This window comes from Epibacterium sp. ABZ3_068, assembly GCF_056159265.1.
Genome location: NZ_JBSWUV010000001.1, coordinates 2,232,501 through 2,247,624, shown reverse-complemented (window position 1 = coordinate 2,247,624; position 15,124 = coordinate 2,232,501). Strand labels below are relative to the sequence as shown.

General features: G+C 56.8%; 12 protein-coding genes, 1 tRNA gene, 2 rRNA genes and 1 pseudogene (1 of these 16 running past the window's edge). 4 read left to right on the top strand and 12 right to left on the bottom strand.

Features of this window, described 5'->3' with window-relative positions; all coding sequences use genetic code 11:
• Nucleotides 1-176: 176 nt before the first annotated feature.
• Nucleotides 177-1,250, bottom strand: coding sequence for a tricarballylate utilization 4Fe-4S protein TcuB (gene tcuB / locus ACXAEW_RS10710; RefSeq protein WP_474941304.1), 1,074 nt, complete (start codon nt 1,248-1,250; stop codon nt 177-179).
• Nucleotides 1,237-2,625 (bottom strand): FAD-dependent tricarballylate dehydrogenase TcuA, encoded by a 1,389-nt coding sequence (tcuA, locus tag ACXAEW_RS10705; protein ID WP_474941303.1) that lies wholly within the window; start codon nt 2,623-2,625, stop codon nt 1,237-1,239. Before tcuA ends, tcuB begins: the two co-directional genes overlap by 14 nt.
• Before the next feature lie 78 nt (nt 2,626-2,703).
• Between tcuA and ACXAEW_RS10700 the strand changes: the two genes are divergently transcribed.
• Nucleotides 2,704-3,597, top strand: a complete 894-nt coding sequence (locus ACXAEW_RS10700; protein WP_474941302.1) for a LysR family transcriptional regulator — start codon at nt 2,704-2,706, stop codon at nt 3,595-3,597.
• Here the strand turns inward: ACXAEW_RS10700 and ACXAEW_RS10695 are convergent.
• The 6 genes from ACXAEW_RS10695 to ACXAEW_RS10670 form a co-directional block, all read right to left on the bottom strand.
• Nucleotides 3,594-4,568 (bottom strand): D-2-hydroxyacid dehydrogenase family protein, encoded by a 975-nt coding sequence (locus tag ACXAEW_RS10695; protein WP_474941301.1) that lies wholly within the window; start codon nt 4,566-4,568, stop codon nt 3,594-3,596. The genes ACXAEW_RS10700 and ACXAEW_RS10695 overlap by 4 nt on opposite strands.
• Before the next feature lie 2 nt (nt 4,569-4,570).
• Nucleotides 4,571-4,750, bottom strand: a complete 180-nt coding sequence (locus ACXAEW_RS10690) for a hypothetical protein (protein ID WP_153214950.1) — start codon at nt 4,748-4,750, stop codon at nt 4,571-4,573.
• Nucleotides 4,751-4,762: 12 nt separating this feature from the next.
• Nucleotides 4,763-5,581 carry a universal stress protein gene (locus ACXAEW_RS10685; protein ID WP_474941300.1) on the bottom strand — a complete coding sequence of 273 codons (819 nt, stop codon included), beginning with the start codon at nt 5,579-5,581 and terminating at the stop codon, nt 4,763-4,765.
• Nucleotides 5,578-6,678, bottom strand: a complete 1,101-nt coding sequence (locus ACXAEW_RS10680; protein ID WP_474941299.1) for a 4-oxalomesaconate tautomerase — start codon at nt 6,676-6,678, stop codon at nt 5,578-5,580. Before ACXAEW_RS10680 ends, ACXAEW_RS10685 begins: the two co-directional genes overlap by 4 nt.
• Nucleotides 6,675-8,705, bottom strand: a complete 2,031-nt coding sequence (locus tag ACXAEW_RS10675; protein ID WP_474941298.1) for a tripartite tricarboxylate transporter permease — start codon at nt 8,703-8,705, stop codon at nt 6,675-6,677. The genes ACXAEW_RS10680 and ACXAEW_RS10675 overlap by 4 nt, the downstream gene beginning before the upstream one ends.
• Before the next feature lie 79 nt (nt 8,706-8,784).
• The gene (locus tag ACXAEW_RS10670; RefSeq protein WP_474941297.1) at nt 8,785-9,873 is read right to left on the bottom strand and encodes a tricarboxylate transporter; all 1,089 of its coding nucleotides are present in this window, start codon (nt 9,871-9,873) and stop codon (nt 8,785-8,787) included.
• 139 nt (nt 9,874-10,012) lie between these two features.
• Here ACXAEW_RS10670 and ACXAEW_RS10665 point away from each other — a divergent pair, with 139 nt between their 5' ends.
• Both ACXAEW_RS10665 and ACXAEW_RS10660 read left to right on the top strand, forming a co-directional pair.
• Nucleotides 10,013-10,684 (top strand): response regulator transcription factor, encoded by a 672-nt coding sequence (locus ACXAEW_RS10665; protein WP_474941296.1) that lies wholly within the window; start codon nt 10,013-10,015, stop codon nt 10,682-10,684.
• A complete protein-coding gene (locus ACXAEW_RS10660) occupies nt 10,681-12,051 on the top strand; it encodes a sensor histidine kinase (RefSeq protein ID WP_474941295.1) in 1,371 nt (456 codons plus the stop codon). The genes ACXAEW_RS10665 and ACXAEW_RS10660 overlap by 4 nt, the downstream gene beginning before the upstream one ends.
• Nucleotides 12,052-12,154: 103 nt before the next feature.
• On the opposite strand, the pseudogene ACXAEW_RS10655 reads toward ACXAEW_RS10660, so the two are convergent.
• Nucleotides 12,155-12,268 (bottom strand): annotated as a pseudogene (locus tag ACXAEW_RS10655) (IS5/IS1182 family transposase); the annotation flags it as partial.
• A 65-nt stretch (nt 12,269-12,333) separates the two neighbouring features.
• On the opposite strand from ACXAEW_RS10655, the gene ACXAEW_RS10650 reads away from it, so the two are divergent.
• Nucleotides 12,334-13,511, top strand: a protein-coding gene (locus ACXAEW_RS10650; protein ID WP_474940315.1) for an IS3 family transposase whose coding sequence is annotated in 2 segments (ribosomal slippage) — nt 12,334-12,580 and nt 12,580-13,511 — 1,179 coding nt in all. Because the reading frame shifts where the segments join, the coding sequence is not laid out codon by codon here.
• 90 nt (nt 13,512-13,601) lie between these two features.
• On the opposite strand, the gene ACXAEW_RS10645 is transcribed toward ACXAEW_RS10650, so the two are convergent.
• From ACXAEW_RS10645 to ACXAEW_RS10635, 3 genes are all read right to left on the bottom strand, one after another.
• Nucleotides 13,602-13,678: transfer RNA gene (locus tag ACXAEW_RS10645), tRNA-Met, on the bottom strand.
• Nucleotides 13,679-13,723: 45 nt separating this feature from the next.
• A 5S ribosomal RNA gene (rrf, locus tag ACXAEW_RS10640) occupies nt 13,724-13,838 on the bottom strand.
• Between the two features lie 110 nt (nt 13,839-13,948).
• Nucleotides 13,949-15,124: ribosomal RNA gene (locus tag ACXAEW_RS10635) — 23S ribosomal RNA — on the bottom strand (it continues 1,658 nt past the right edge of the window).

The window sequence follows — 15,124 nt, the reverse complement described above, 5'->3', positions numbered from 1 at the left end:
CCCACCTGAGTGGTCCAGTTTGATTGTTAGTGCATCTTCGGCCTGCGATCCATGCGGATGATGGTTTCGCGCACTGGCGGGCTATAGCCGAATCTTGGCATGCCAGCCGACTGCGGCATATGCAGCCAAAGACACGGGATGAAGACCGTTGCAACTGTGGCCAACCGACTTGTGCATTAACGTATTGAACGACGCTGCGCGTCCCGGACCAATGCCGCCAGGCGATAGAACCCATGCGCCATCTTGGTGAAAGGCGTGAGCAGGAAGAAGGTGAGAACTGCGCCAAGGTGCAGGGCCAACATCATCGGCATCAAGGCTGTCGCCCCAAGGGCATAAAGGACGAGTCCGGACAAGCCGACAAACCCCAGCAGAAGAATAAAGCCGATATCGCCCCCCCAAGCCTTCGGATCGCCCAAGGCCCGGTCTGCCTTCCGTTTCAGCATTACCATTCCTCCGCATCCAAAGGTCAGCAGTACTCCACCCGACAGTCCTAAAACTTTTGGCAGTGAGAAGAGCGGATAGGGGGCGGGCATGTTAAAGACATAGTGCATTACAGTCCCGGCCGACGTGGCGGCGAAACACAGCAGAAAGCCATACATGATAGCCTGATGCACATGACGGCGCGCATGACTGAAGCGGTCTTCGTCTTCAAAGTTGCACCCGTCTCCATGCCCAGCCGCGAGGTCTTTCATTCTGGCCGCCATGCCAAAGCCAGCGGTGATGTGGGACAGGCGGATTGGCTCCCCGCCGACGGTGCGCCAATAATGGCGCAGCCCAATGAAAAGGCTGACCAGAGGCAGCACGAAGGCCGGCAGGAAAATCGCCACCATCGCGTTGTGAGAAAGCGCGGCATAGAACCCGCCGCCATCGTTGCCGCCGCCCAATGTTCGCAATGCAAACAGGATCAGCGCAAAGCCAACCACCAACGACAAGGCGATCGCGCCGCCATGTGTATGGAAACGCCGGGCCAGCGGTTGTGGCCAGGCATGGACTTCCCACGAATCGCGCCGTACCTCGGCCAGCGCTTTGGGCAGATTCAGGTCAAACGCATGTGGCGCCGTGTATTGGCAGGCATAATAACACCCCCGGCAGTTATGACACAGGTTGGCCAGTTGGGTGATGTCGCCATCCGAAAACGCCCGGCCCGCATGCATAGACGGAAACACCGAACAATAGCCTTCGCAGTAGCGACAGGCGTTGCAGATTTCCGCCTGACGACGGGCCTCTTGGATCAGGTCATTTGTTTGCATAGGCTGCGGCCTCCCGTCCTGCGATACGTCCGAAGACAGTTCCGATCGTCATGCCAAATCCCGCCAGATACCCTTGGCCAAGGATGGATCCGGCCATGGTTTCGCCTGCCGCCCACAAATTGCGGATCAGGCCGGTCTTGGTCGAACACTGCGCGTTGCGGTCCACCTTCAGACCCAGATATGTAAAAGTCACACCGGTGCGTAGCGTGTAGCCATAAAAGGGTGGCTCGGTGATCGGGCGCGCCCAATTTGTCTTGGGCGGGGTGATCCCAGAGGTGGCCACACCATCCAGCTCGGTTGGGTGAAACTTCGATGTGTCACCACAGGCCGCATTGAAGCGGTCCACGGTCTGGCGCAGTTTGTCGGCAGGCAGGTCCATCATGCCTGCGAGTTCTTCCAATGTGTCCGCCTTCAGGGGCGGAAACACCGAGGGCATGAACAATTCCAGCGACTTGGCGTCGATGATCACATAACCCACCTGATCAGGTTGCGCGGCAACAAGACGCCCCCAAATCGCATAGCGTTTGGGCCAAACATCCTCGCCTTCGTCATAAAACCGCTCAGCGTTTTTGTTCACAACAACGGAGAACGGCACACAGTCCAACCGGGTCACGATGCCGCCATCGTATTTGGGCGCGCGCCCGTCGATGGCGACCGCATGACATTGGTCGGCGTCCCCCACGGATTGCACGCCCTGTTCCAGCAGATCCGCCAAGACGACGCCGCGGTTGTAGGGGGTGCCGCGGATCAGAAAGTTCTGCGCTGCCGGTCCCCATGCACGGGTCAGCCAATCGGTATCTGCCTGAAACCCACCCGAGGCGACCACCACGGATTTGGGCGAGATGCTATGCATCTGCCCCTTGCAGGTATAATCCACGCGTGTGATCTGGTCGCCTTCGAGTTCTAAATGGGTAACCGCAGCCTCATAGAGCACATCAACACCCAGTTTTTCAGCGGTGCGGTAATAGGCGTTCACAAGGCTCTTCCCCCCACCCATGAAGAACGCATTGGTGCGCGCAAGCGACAGCGTACCGGACAACGAAGGCTGGAAACGGACGCCATGCTCTTGCATCCATGGCAGACATTCTTCGGATGTGTGGATAGCCAGCCGTGCCAAATCTTTGTCGGTCTTCCCGCCGGTGACCTTAAGAAGGTCGGCCAGGTATTCCTCTTCGCTATAGTCCTCAACCAGCGGGCCAAGCGGCCCGGTATGCATGCACCGGAAGTTTCGGGTATGGCGGGAATTGCCGCCACGATAGGTCTTGGGCGCGGTCTCAAGGATCAGCACTTTGGCACCGGCTTCGGCAGCGGTCATAGCGGCGCATAAGGCCGCATTGCCGCCTCCTATTACCGCAATATCGTAGGATGGGGTCATGGGATGTCCTTTGTTGATCCCTGACTAAATCAGCCACTTTAATTTGACCAATGAAGGTTTTTCTGAAATTAATGCGATATGCGCATTAATTATGACTTCAACGATCTGGAAGCCTTTTTGGCCGTCAAAGAGACCGGCTCCTTTCATCTGGCAGCAACAAAGCTGAATCTGTCGCAATCCGCAGTCACACGACGGGTGCAAAAACTTGAAGCGGCATTGGATTCCGTGCTGTTTGAACGCACAACACGAGCGGTCAAACCTACACTTGCAGCGAAGCGCCTACAGGCACGGGCGGAAGCAATACTGGACGACGCAGATGAGACCACGCGCGCGATGCGCGACGAAAGCGTTGCGTTGTCCCATCAGCGGGGCGCGGTTGTGACCGTAGCAGTCATTCCGACGATTGTAAGCCGTGTGTTGTCGCCCGCGTTAGACGCTTTTCGACGGTCAAATCAAAAGACGCGGTTTCGATTGCTGGATGGGTCCGCCAATGACGTGGCCGAGGCTGTTGCCGCAGGCGAGGCTGATTTTGGGCTAAGCGCGATACCGATGCTGGAGCCAACCACCGAGTTCGAGCCCTTGATAGATGATCAGATCGTTCTTGCCGTCCCGAAAAGACATGACCTAGCCAATCGATCAGGGGTGAGCTGGAGCGAAATCAACGGCACTACATTGATCCTGCCCGCACGCGGCACCGGGAACCGGCTGCTGATTGACGAAGCCTTGGCACGCGCGCGGTTGCCGCTGCATTGGACCTATGAGGTGGGTCGATCAACGACGGCGATTGACCTGGTGCAGGGCGGCGCGGGCATGGCGCTTGTGCCCCGCTCCGCAATCGACACAGACCGGGTCGGTGTCTGTACGCTGGCAACACCGTCGATATCACGTTCCATTGGGCTGCTGTCACGCATAGGTCAAGCTGACACACAGGCCTCAAGAGCACTGAAACAGGCGATCCGGTCCGTGTGTTAAGGAGCAACCTCAGGGTTTATCATGTGGATCGGGGCGCCCGCGGCAAAAGCATTGAGCTGTTCGTAAATGTCGGAAAACTGCAGGTCGAACTCGTCCTCGGTTACAAAGCCGATATGCGGGGTCGCGATCAGATTGGGATGCGCCAGCAAAGGGTCATTGCGATCAGTAAGCGGTTCGGTATCGAAGACGTCAATCGCAGCCTTGCCGGGATGGCTGGCATTCAACGCGGCCAGCAATGCGCCGGGCGAAATGAGGCCTGCGCGTGAGGTATTCACGAACAACGCATCGGATTGCATCAAAGCCAAATCATCTGCAGTGATGATCCCTTTGGTTTCCGGTTTCAGCCTGACGTGCACGGAAATGATGTCGCTATCTGCAAAGAAGGACGAGCGATCTGATGCAAGTGTTCGACCATCCGCAGCGGCGCGTGTGCGCCCTTCCTCGGACGCCCACCAGACCACGCGCATTCCAAACGCCTCTGCATAGCCCTCCACGGCTTTGGCAATCCGGCCATAGCCATAAAGCCCGAGTTGCCTGCCGTTCAAGGTTTTGCCCACACCGGACTGCCAATTACCAGCCTTTACACTTGCCATCTGTGCCGGCAGGTCACGCATGCTCGCCATGATCAGCGCCCAAGTCAGTTCAGCAGCAGCGTGATTAGTGCCACCTCCGCTTGGTATTTTTGAACACACAAGCACCTTGTGCTCGGAACAGGCGGCAATATCGATGTGCGGATAGACGCCGCGTTGACTGATCACGCGCAATTTGGGCAGGCGTGCTACAAGCTCTCTGGTGACTTTGGTGCGTTCCCGGAACAGAACCACGGCATCTGCGTCCGCCAAACGATCCGCCAGCGTATTCACATCGTCGACATGGTCGGTCCAAACTTGGACGTCGTGCCCATCCAGCATTCGAAAACTGGGAAGTTTGCGCAGCGTATCAAACCAGTCATCCAAGATGTGTATGCGCACGTTTACTTCCCGCGCTTGTAAGCGGCGATGGCCAGTGCGACGCGATCATGCAAGTCAGACATTTGCCGCAATTCACTGGATTGGCAACTTCCGTCCGCCAGTTTCTTGCCAAGAGTTTCGCGCACCGCGCGCAGACGGTCCATCACTGCGTTCACTTCGGTGAGGGCATCGTAAGGGGTCATTGTTTGGGTCCTTTAGTGAGAGAGCAAAACGGGGATCGGCGCATCGCGCAACACACGTGCCGTAACACCGCCAAGGAAATCTTCGCGGAATTTCGAATGTTCATATGCCCCCATCACCAGAAGGCACGGATCAGCCTCGCGGCAATAGGCGATAATTGCCCGTGCGATGCCGGGCTCGGCGGGGATGGCCTTGTGGGTGGCTTGAACATTGTGGCGTGCAAGATGGGTCATCACGTCTTGAACAGGGCGCGGAGTTTGCTCGTCGCCGACCGTCAGCACTGTCACCCGTCCTTGGTCCTCCAACAAACCAAGGCTGTCGGACAAGGCACGGGCTGACGCGCGGCTGCCGTCCCATACCAACGCGGCGTGAGCGTGTCTTGCCTCCGCATCAAAGCCTTTTGGCACGATCAGCACGGGGCGACCGCTCATCAGGGCGATGCGATCCGGATGGATTGTAACATGTTCATCCACGTCGTCCGCGCCGTCGTTTCCAACCACCAGCAAATCATAGTTCCGGGCCGTTTCCGACAGGACCGCATCCACACGCCCGGACACTTGTTCGAAATGCAGCCGGTCACCAAGGCCGAGCTGTGGGCGCAATTCTTCGAAACGTGCTTTTATGCCCGACAGGATGTCGGCATTGGCCTGCGCAATGATCTTGCGCGCTTTTTCGGGAACCCAGGCTGCGTTGCCGTCGATGGTCTCGTGTCTTGAATGCGCCAGTAGCGCAGTAATATGTGCACCGCCCTTGGCCAGTGACACCGCGTAATTTAACGCTGACACCGCGCTGTCTGACCCGTTGAAGGCAACAAGAATATTGTGAACGCTCATGGTCTCTCTCCTTGTCCCGGCCAGACGCTGGTCGGCACATAAACTTTGCCGTCGGCCAGTTTTCGCGCCGTGCGCACCAGCCCGGCAGAGTTCAGCGAAAAGCCGTTCTCGTTCGAGAAATCGACTAGCACTTCGATCGTACCAGAGGCATGTTCCAACACCAGTTCGGCGGGGTTTTCGTTGGGGCGCGCGATCAACCCATCTGAGACGGTGCCGGGGGTCAGGGCACAGGACGCCAGACATTGTGCGCCGGTCACGGCCATTGTGGGGTGTGTTTTCCACGGCATAAAGTAACGGACTGCGATGCTACCACCTTCTTTTGCAGGTGCCAGGAGGCCAAATTTCGGGGTGACCGATTTCGACACGTCTCCCATGCCCATCCGCTCACCTGCTTTAATCCGGATGGCTTCAAAACGGGCGAAGAAATCGGTATTGGCGTCCAGGTCTTCGGCGCTCTCATAGCCCGTCAGACCAAAGTCTTCGGCGCGTGCAATGACGATTGGCATCGCGACATCCATGCAGGTCACATCAATCCCGTCGAAGGTGTCGCGCAGGTTGCCTGTGGGCAGGAATTTCCCTGTTGCGGCTCCGACAACCCCCATAAAGCTCAACTGGATCGGCGCCGAGGTTCCGGGGCTTCCTGCAATTTCAGTGCCGCCCTCATAGGTCAGCTGACCTCCGGGTGTTTGAATCTTGGCCACCACGCGGGCACCCGTGTTGACGGCATGAATTCGAATTTCAGTCACGTCTTGGGAGGGGGTTATTAGCCCCATTTCAATGGCCGCCGGACCAACACCGGACAAGATGTTTCCGCACGTGGGTTTATAGTCTACCAGTTGATCCTCGACCGAGACCTGAGCAAAAAAATAGTCCACGTCAGCCCAGTCATCGGTGCTTTTCGATAGCATGGCAACTTTGGTGGTCACGGCGGCTCCGCCGCCGATTCCGTCGATGTTCAGCGCATGGCCCGACCCTACTGCCGAGATCAGGACCTGGGACAGGGTGTCCAGATCTTCCGGCAGATCTTCTCGCCGGAAATAAGGACCCTTTGACGTGCCGCCACGCATGTGGATGTATGGAATACCTGTCTGGGTCATTTCAGCGGCCATGGCAAGTCGACTGCCCCTTGCAGCAATCCCGGAGGGAAGTCGCGGTTGAGCGCGCCCGCCATCAGGCACATGAATCCGATTCCGCATACAGTCAGAATCAGGGTTTTGCTCCAGCCAGCCCCAGCCCGCACACGCAGGAAGGCGATCAGGAAACCGATCAACGCTAGAATGAAGCCGACAAACCACGTGGCCGCGATTAAGCCGGCAAACCACGCCAGCGTGGACCACAACCCAAAGGGGGCATCCGCGTCCTCACCTGCAACCTCTTTGTCGGCAAAAATGGCATCACCTTCGGGGCGGCGCATCATCTGTACCAGAAGGATCAGGCAGCAGACCAACGAGAAGCTTCCGACAACCAGCGGGATGATCTTGTCGGTCAGATTGTAGTCCGGGATCATGTTGGCGTTGATTAGGGCCACGATCAGATAGGCGGCAATGACCAACAGGAAGATCAGCGGTGCACGTTTTGAACCGGATTGTACCTCACCTTCCGCCATGATCGCCTTTGCCTGACGCAGGCCAAGCACGACAGACAAAACCGTAATGATGATCAGCACGATCACGATTGGAGAGAAGACATAGTCGATCCCCTCTTCAAAACTTTTGCGGAACCGGAAGGACGCGATCTGGAACGCCTGGTTCGAAAACTTTTCGACCGGGTTGGACAGAACGAAGCCGATCAGGAAGGCTGGGCGCGACCAGTCAAAACGGCGCAGGAAGATACCGATCAAACCGATGGCAAACAGCGCCAGAAGGTCTTCAAAGTTTTGTCCCGACTGGAAAGCCGCAAAGCTGATCAACATGAACAGGAACGGCGCCAGATAGGTGAAACGGATCGTCGTCAGCTTGGCGATACCACCAGACGCCGCGATACACAGAACCGTGCCCACAACATTGGCCAACGCCAGCAACCAGACGATCGAATAGGTGATGTCCAGGTTGTTTTTCAGCATCGCCGGGCCGACTTCGATGTCACCTGACCCCAACAGGGCAATTGCGCCGATGAAGATTGCCATCGACCCCGAGCCGGGGATCCCGAACAGAAGAGTGGGGACCAGACCGCCACCCTCTTTCGCGTTGTTTGAACTTTCCGGCCCGATTACCCCGCGCACTTCACCTTTGCCGAAATTGCTCTTGTCTTTCGTGGTTTGAACGGTGTGGCCGTAAGCGATCCAGTCGACAACGGATCCTCCCAGCCCGGGAATAATCCCCACCACAACACCGATGATGGAACAACGTACCGACAACCATTTATTGGCAACCCAGTCACGCACTCCATCCATCCAGCCAGCGCCAAGCGATGAGCCTTTGGCGATAGAGCGGTCTTGGCGTAGCAGGGAAACGATCTCGGGGATAGCGAAAATGCCGAGGCCCACGATGACAAGTTTGAGCCCGTCGGTAAGATATGGAATGTCATAGCTCGCCATCCTCAGCGAACCACCAGCGTCGGCCTCCCCGATGGTGCCGACCATCAGACCAAGCCCCGCTGCCGCCAAACCCTTCAAAGCGAAACGGCCTGCTAGAATTGCAACCATCGACAGGCCAAGGATTGTGATCATCAGCATTTCGGGCAGGCCGAATGCCAACACGATGGGGCGGGCAACCAGAATGAAGATCGTCAGAAAGGTCGCGCCAACAAGCCCGCCAAACAGCGACGAGGTGAAAGCAGCAGACAAGGCCCGTGCGGCCTGACCGTTCTTGGCCATCGGGAACCCGTCCAGAACCGTGGCCTGCGATGCGGAGGATCCAGGAATACCCATCAGGACCGACGCGAATGTGTCCGAAGTCGGCACCACGGCTACCATGCCGATCATCAGCGCCAGACCCAGCACCGGATCCATGCCAAACATGAATGGCAACAGAAGGGACAGACCAGCAATGCCGCCCAAGCCGGGAAATACCCCAACGGCCAGCCCCATCACGACACCCAGAACCAAATATCCCAGAACGACAGGTTGCAAGATCAGAGTCCACGCTTCTCCAAGCGCAGGAAGTGCGGTGGCGAAGACCTCCATAGGAGCCGCCTTTCTTTCTAAATAGATGTAGGGGGGAGTGGCGCGCAGCCTCAGGAGGGCTGCGCGTTGTGGTGGGCGCTTAGTTCAGCGACACGCCATAAGCTTCTTGTAGCCAATCGGTGACATAGGATTTAGAGCTTTCAGACACTCGAGTGGCTGTGCCAAGCGCTTCCTCAGCGCCGACCCCAGTGAAGACCGTGTATTTGCCAACCCGTTTTGACGAGATTTCGCCAAAGTCATCGCGCGCGACAACATCCTGGAAGGCCTTGGCATAAGTGTTGACTACTTCCTGCGGTGTTCCAGCTGGCAGGAAGGCGAGTTTCTGAACCGGGAAACCTGCAACAAAGAAAGCTTTCCACGCGTCCCATGCGTCGCCCGAAGTTTCGCACCCATCGGTGGCTTCGCAGACTTCCTTAAAGGTCGGGATATCAGGGAATGTCGGATCCCGCACGATATTACCGTAGTCGTCCAGCGCACCCCAAGTCATCATTGGAACCGCTTTTCCTTCCTCAACCAGCGCGGTCGATCCGCCCAAATAGCCGGATGACGTCTGGTAGTCGATATTGGCTTCGCCGCGCTCAAACATCAAACGACCATCGCCGCGCCCTTTGATCCCGAATACAGGTTCAACATTCATTCCCAGCATTTTCCAGGCCAGCAGAGGCACAAGGTCAAGGCGCGTGGCTCCTTGCGAGCCATAGATGAAATCAATGTCTTTCAACGCGTTAGCCGAACCATCGAATTTAGCACCGTCCTCGGCATTCAGATAGGCTACGCCGCCGGTTCCCGAGGCCATAACGGGTTCCCAATCGCTGTATTCGTAGCGCACACGCGGGTCACCCAGAAGATAGGGGAATTGAGTTGAACCAGAGGTTCCGAACAACAATGTCCCATCTTCGTATTTTTGTTTCTGGAACCAGTTGGCCCCTTTGGTCGAGCCCGCGCCGGGCATGAATTTTACAACCACTGTCGGCTGGCCTGGCAAAGCTTCGGACAGCAATGGCGCAAAGAAGTTTGCCCATTTGGCAGAGCCGCCGGTTTCCGAGAAGGGAATGACCCATTCCACGGTTTTGCCTGTAAAATCCACCTCGGCTGCCGCCGGCGCTGCGACGCCTGCTGCGGCAATCAGGCCCATGATTGCACGTCGTGCAAAGTTGAATTTGGTCATCGGATCCTCCCTATCGACCAGACAAGCACAACGGCATCCTCCGAGCCAGCGCACATGTCCATAAATTCTTGGGGTTGATTCCCCATACGATCCAACGAACATAAGGAGCCAACCTTGCGTGAACCTTGCGGACCCAAACATGCGAATAGTCATCGTCGAAGATAATGAACCACTGGCCAAGGCGATTTCCTATCGCTTGCGGGACCGTGGCCATGCGGCGGATGTGCTGCACGACGGCAAAGAAGCAGATATTTTCCTGGCCCGAGAAGGCGCGGACCTGATTGTGCTGGATATAAATCTTCCGGGTCAGTCCGGGCTTGACGTTCTGCGCGATCTACGCGCGCGTGGGGATAATGCGCCCGTGATCCTTCTGACAGCCCGCACCGAAATCAGTGACCGCGTAGCCGGGCTTGACCTTGGTGCGGATGACTATTTGGTGAAGCCTTTCGAAATGGACGAGCTTGAAGCGCGTATTCGGGCCTTGTCACGTCGCCGAAACCTCGAATTTGGCGCGGTCGAGACTATTGGTGACCTGTCCTTTGATCGCACCGCCCGTCAGGTGGTCGCCAACGGAACCCATTTGGATATTCCGCGCAAGGAGTTGGCGGTGTTTGAATGTCTGCTCGATCGGCGGAGCCGGATTGTGTCAAAGCCCGTCCTGACAGATTATGTCTATGGGGTGGGCGCCGAGGTGGACGATACTGCGGTCGAACCTTTGGTGTCCCGCTTGCGACGACGACTTGCCGACCATGGTGTCACAATTAAAACAGCCCGTGGCCTAGGCTACATGCTTGAGGTGGTTAAGTCGTGACGAAGGTGTTTTCTCTGCGCCTGCGCCTTTTTGTTCTTATTCTCGTGCCACTTATGCTGATGGGGCTGGTGTTGGGGTACTGGCGTGTTTCTGTGGCGCAGAACACAGCTGAGAAGTTTTTTGATCGCTCTCTGCTGTCTGCGGCATTGGCGATCTCTCGGGATGTGGCGATTTCGGGCGGAGATGCACTGCTTCCCTCAACAAGCGCATTGATCCACGATGCGGCTGGTGGTGAGGTGTTTTATCATGCAACCGGACCAAGTGGTATCTACGTGACCGGTTATGCCTATCCGCCTCACGGGTCTATTTCAGACATTGATCTTTATACACCGCATTACTTCCAGGCCGAGTATCGCGGTGAAGCAGTGCGGGTACTCAAAGTTGTGGAACGTGTGACAAGCGAAGGCGTAACTGGAAACGCTACCGTGACGGTCTGGCAACGTTTGTCTGAGCGCAGCAGGTTTGCGACACAACTCGCTTTTCGTGCCGCAGGGCTGATCATCGGATTGCTCCTGACGCTCGCTTTGGTGGTGTGGTTTGGGGTTGCCCACGGTCTGCGCCCTCTTCTTGACCTTCAACAGGCCATCGAAGTCCGCTCGCCCGATGACTTGAGCCAAATTCGACGCCCCATTCCGCGTGAAGCCCAGGGAATTGTCCGCACGCTGAACCGACTGTTCGCAAAGGTGCAGGACAGTATGACCGCCCAGCAGGTTTTCATTTCCAATGCGGCGCACCAGCTGCGCAACCCGGCTGCGTCTGTGTTGTCCATGGCAGAAAGCTTGCGCGACGCACAAAACCCTGCAGACCAGCATCAACGGATCGAAGATCTTGTCGTTGCGGCACGTTCATTGACGCGCGTGACTGAGCAGTTGCTTTCTATGGATCGGCTGCGCCAGCCCATGCCGGAGAGTCACCGAACTCAATTCGACTTGACGGGCTTGCTCAGGTCCATTGGGGCGGATGTGGGGCCAGTGATTTTGTCTCGCGATATCGATTTCGAACTTGTCTCTCCTGACCATCCCGTCGTGATGACGGGCGACCAAGTGTTCATTGCCGAAGCGATCAAGAACATGATCGACAATGCATTGAAACACGGCGGCCCCAAGCTGAGCTCTATTGTGGTGCGCTTGCGGGAAGACGGGAATACGGCAATGATCACCGTATCTGACGACGGCAAAGGGTTGTCTCCTGAGGAAAGCGAACTGGCACTTGGGCGTTTTTCGCAAGTTGAACCGTCGCAAGGAAGCGGCCTTGGTCTTGCCATCGCCGCAGCAGTTGCAGAGCGGCACGGCGGAAGTCTTGTGATTGAACCGGCAAACAAGGGCGCAAGTCTAACGCTTTCGTTTCTACTTCAAGCGTCACGCTAGACAGCTTCAAGCTCCCACCCTTTTTTTGATCCGGGGGCTGTGTTGCACACATCATGTGATGGCCGAGGTTCCCCTTTCCCGGAGAGCCTCACCACACGGCCTCTTAGACGGTTGTTCCCAGCCCAGTGTCGCCGTTCAGGACCGCGATGCGGATCTGGATTTCTGCGACTTGTCGGTTGAAGGCCCGCGCCATGAGGCGCTGGCCCAGCAGCCTCACGTGACCCAGCCCCCTGAATTCCGGCCACTGAGGTGTTAGTAATCCGTCCAAGCAAAGGATGGACTATGAAACGCAGATTTTCAGACGAACAGATCATTGGGATGATCAAAGAATACGAAGCCGGTGTGAAAGCCCAAGAGCTGTGCCGGAAGTACGGCATCAGCGATGCAACGTTTTACAAATACAAAGCCAGATTTGGCGGCATGAACGTGTCCGATGCGAAGAAACTGAGAGCGCTGGAAGACGAGAACAATCGTCTGAAGCGGATGTTGGCAGATACGATGCTGGACAATGCGGCCTTGAAAGACCTCGCGACAAAAAACTACTGACGCCTGATGTGAAGCGCAGGGCCGTGTCGGACGTGATGGATCGGCACGGCCTGTCTGAGCGTCGGGCGTGCGAATTGGCGGGCCTGCATCGGTCTGTTTTTCAATATGAGAAGCAGGATCAGGGCGATGACGCCCTGCGCAAACGACTGCGTGAACTGGCGAACGAGCGCCGTCGGTTCGGATATCGCCGTTTGGGCATCCTGTTGGCCAGAGAGGGTTTTGAGGTGAACCACAAGAAACTGTTCCGGCTCTACCGCGAGGAAGGGCTGGCCGTGCGGCGCAGGCGTTCTCGTAAGCGGGCTCTGGGCACGCGCAGGCCGATCCTGGTGCCTGAACGGGCAAACCAGCGCTGGTCGTTGGACTTCGTGTCAGATGCCTTCGCAGACGGCCAACGGTTCCGCGTGCTGTGCATCGTGGATGACTGCACCCGAGAAGCACTGGCTACGGTCGTGGATCGCTCGCTGTCGGGTTCACGCATGACCCGAGAACTGGATGAACTGATCCGCCGACGCGGTCAGCCCGACATGATCGTCAGCGACAACGGAACGGAAATGACATCTCATGCTGTGCTGCGATGGTGCCAGGACACTGGCGTTGGTTGGCACTACATCGCGCCAGGAAAGCCCATGCAGAATGCGTTTGTCGAAAGCTTCAATGGCCGCCTGCGCGACGAATGCCTGAACGAACATATCTTCGGCAATCTCGCCGAAGCCAGAAAGATAATTGAAACCTGGAGGATCGACTACAACACTGAACGACCACACACTTCACTTGGCGGGCTGGCTCCAGCCGTTTGCGCCAGTCTCAACCGTGCCACCCGGCCTGCCTCGCTTGAGCTCCGCAAGGGCTCCGCTCAGCAGGCCTTGACCGCAACCCAATCAACAGAAAGAAACAAGAACGGGTTCTACACCTGAACGGACCGGATCAGGGGGCTGGGTCAGATGGCTTGCGCGTGTTTTTCCACTACGTTCAGAGTATGTTGTGTCTGATGTAGTAGGAAAAGCTGGTTGCGGGAGTAGGATTTGAACCTACGACCTTCAGGTTATGAGCCTGACGAGCTACCTGGCTGCTCCATCCCGCGCTGGTTTTGTGTATTTATCGATTTATAGAGACTGGTATTATCTAGGTTTGGCGGTGACCTACTCTCCCAGGGCTTAAGCCCAAGTACCATTGGCGCTGAGGCACTTAACTTCCGGGTTCGGGATGGGACCGGGTGTTTTGCTCTTGCTGTTGCCACCAAACCGAGGCAATACCATGCGTTTTTTTTGACGCTTACAATCAAGGTTGTCCAAGTTAGTTTTGCTTTTGGTTGCTTGATATATTTTAGAATAGACACTGTCTATTTCTGGATCAGATCAAGCCAATCGGGCGATTAGTACCGGTCAACTGAGTGCATTACTGCACTTACATCTCCGGCCTATTGACGTGGTGGTCTTCCACGGCCCTCAGGGATACCTTGTTTTGAGGGGGGCTTCCCGCTTAGATGCCTTCAGCGGTTATCCTTTCCGAACATAGCTACCCAGCACTACCGTTGGCACGATAACTGGTCCACCAGTGGTTCGTTCACCCCGGTCCTCTCGTACTAGGGGCAACTCCTCTCAAGTATCCTACACCCACGGCAGATAGGGACCGAACTGTCTCACGACGTTCTAAACCCAGCTCACGTACCTCTTTAAACGGCGAACAGCCGTACCCTTGGGACCTGCTCCAGCCCCAGGATGAGATGAGCCGACATCGAGGTGCCAAACACTGCCGTCGATATGGACTCTTGGGCAGTATCAGCCTGTTATCCCCGGCGTACCTTTTATCCGTTGAGCGATGGCCCTTCCACTCGGGACCACCGGATCACTATGGCCGACTTTCGTCTCTGCTCGACTTGTCAGTCTTGCAGTCAGGCTGGCTTTTGCCATTGCACTCAACGAGCGATTTCCGACCGCTCTGAGCCAACCTTCGCGCGCCTCCGTTACTCTTTAGGAGGCGACCGCCCCAGTCAAACTACCCGCCACGCAGGGTCCCGGATCCCGGTAAGGGACCGCGGTTAGATATCAAGAGTGCGAAGGGTGGTATCTCAAGGGAGGCTCCACCTGGACTTGCGTCCTGGTTTCGATGCCTACCACCTATCCTGCACATCACAATCCTGATACCAGTGCGAAGCTGTAGTAAAGGTGCACGGGGTCTTTCCGTCTAACCGCGGGAAGCCTGCATCTTGACAGGCAATTCAATTTCGCTGAGTCGATGTTGGAGACAGCGGGGAAGTCGTTACGCCATTCGTGCAGGTCGGAACTTACCCGACAAGGAATTTCGCTACCTTAGGACCGTTATAGTTACGGCCGCCGTTTACCTGGGCTTCAATTCGGAGCTCTCACCCCTCCTTTTAACCTTCAGGCACCGGGCAGGCGTCAGACCCTATACGTCGTCTTGCGACTTCGCAGAGCCCTATGTTTTTAATAAACAGTCGCCACCCCCTGGTTTGTGCCCCCGGATTCCACTTGCGTAGGACCCGGGCCTCCTTCTCGCGAACTTACGG

Excerpts from the sequence above, each read along its gene's own strand:
- tcuA (WP_474941303.1), bottom strand. The coding sequence starts at position 2,625 with ATGACCCCATCCTACGATATTGCGGTAATAGGAGGCGGCAATGCGGCC.
- ACXAEW_RS10670 (WP_474941297.1), bottom strand. The coding sequence starts at position 9,873 with ATGACCAAATTCAACTTTGCACGACGTGCAATCATGGGCCTGATTGCC.
- ACXAEW_RS10665 (WP_474941296.1), top strand. The coding sequence starts at position 10,013 with ATGCGAATAGTCATCGTCGAAGATAATGAACCACTGGCCAAGGCGATT.
- ACXAEW_RS10685 (WP_474941300.1), bottom strand. The coding sequence starts at position 5,581 with ATGAGCGTTCACAATATTCTTGTTGCCTTCAACGGGTCAGACAGCGCG.
- ACXAEW_RS10690 (WP_153214950.1), bottom strand. The coding sequence starts at position 4,750 with ATGACCCCTTACGATGCCCTCACCGAAGTGAACGCAGTGATGGACCGT.
- tcuB (WP_474941304.1), bottom strand. The coding sequence starts at position 1,250 with ATGCAAACAAATGACCTGATCCAAGAGGCCCGTCGTCAGGCGGAAATC.
- ACXAEW_RS10700 (WP_474941302.1), top strand. The coding sequence starts at position 2,704 with ATGCGCATTAATTATGACTTCAACGATCTGGAAGCCTTTTTGGCCGTC.
- ACXAEW_RS10675 (WP_474941298.1), bottom strand. The coding sequence starts at position 8,705 with ATGGAGGTCTTCGCCACCGCACTTCCTGCGCTTGGAGAAGCGTGGACT.
- ACXAEW_RS10680 (WP_474941299.1), bottom strand. The coding sequence starts at position 6,678 with ATGACCCAGACAGGTATTCCATACATCCACATGCGTGGCGGCACGTCA.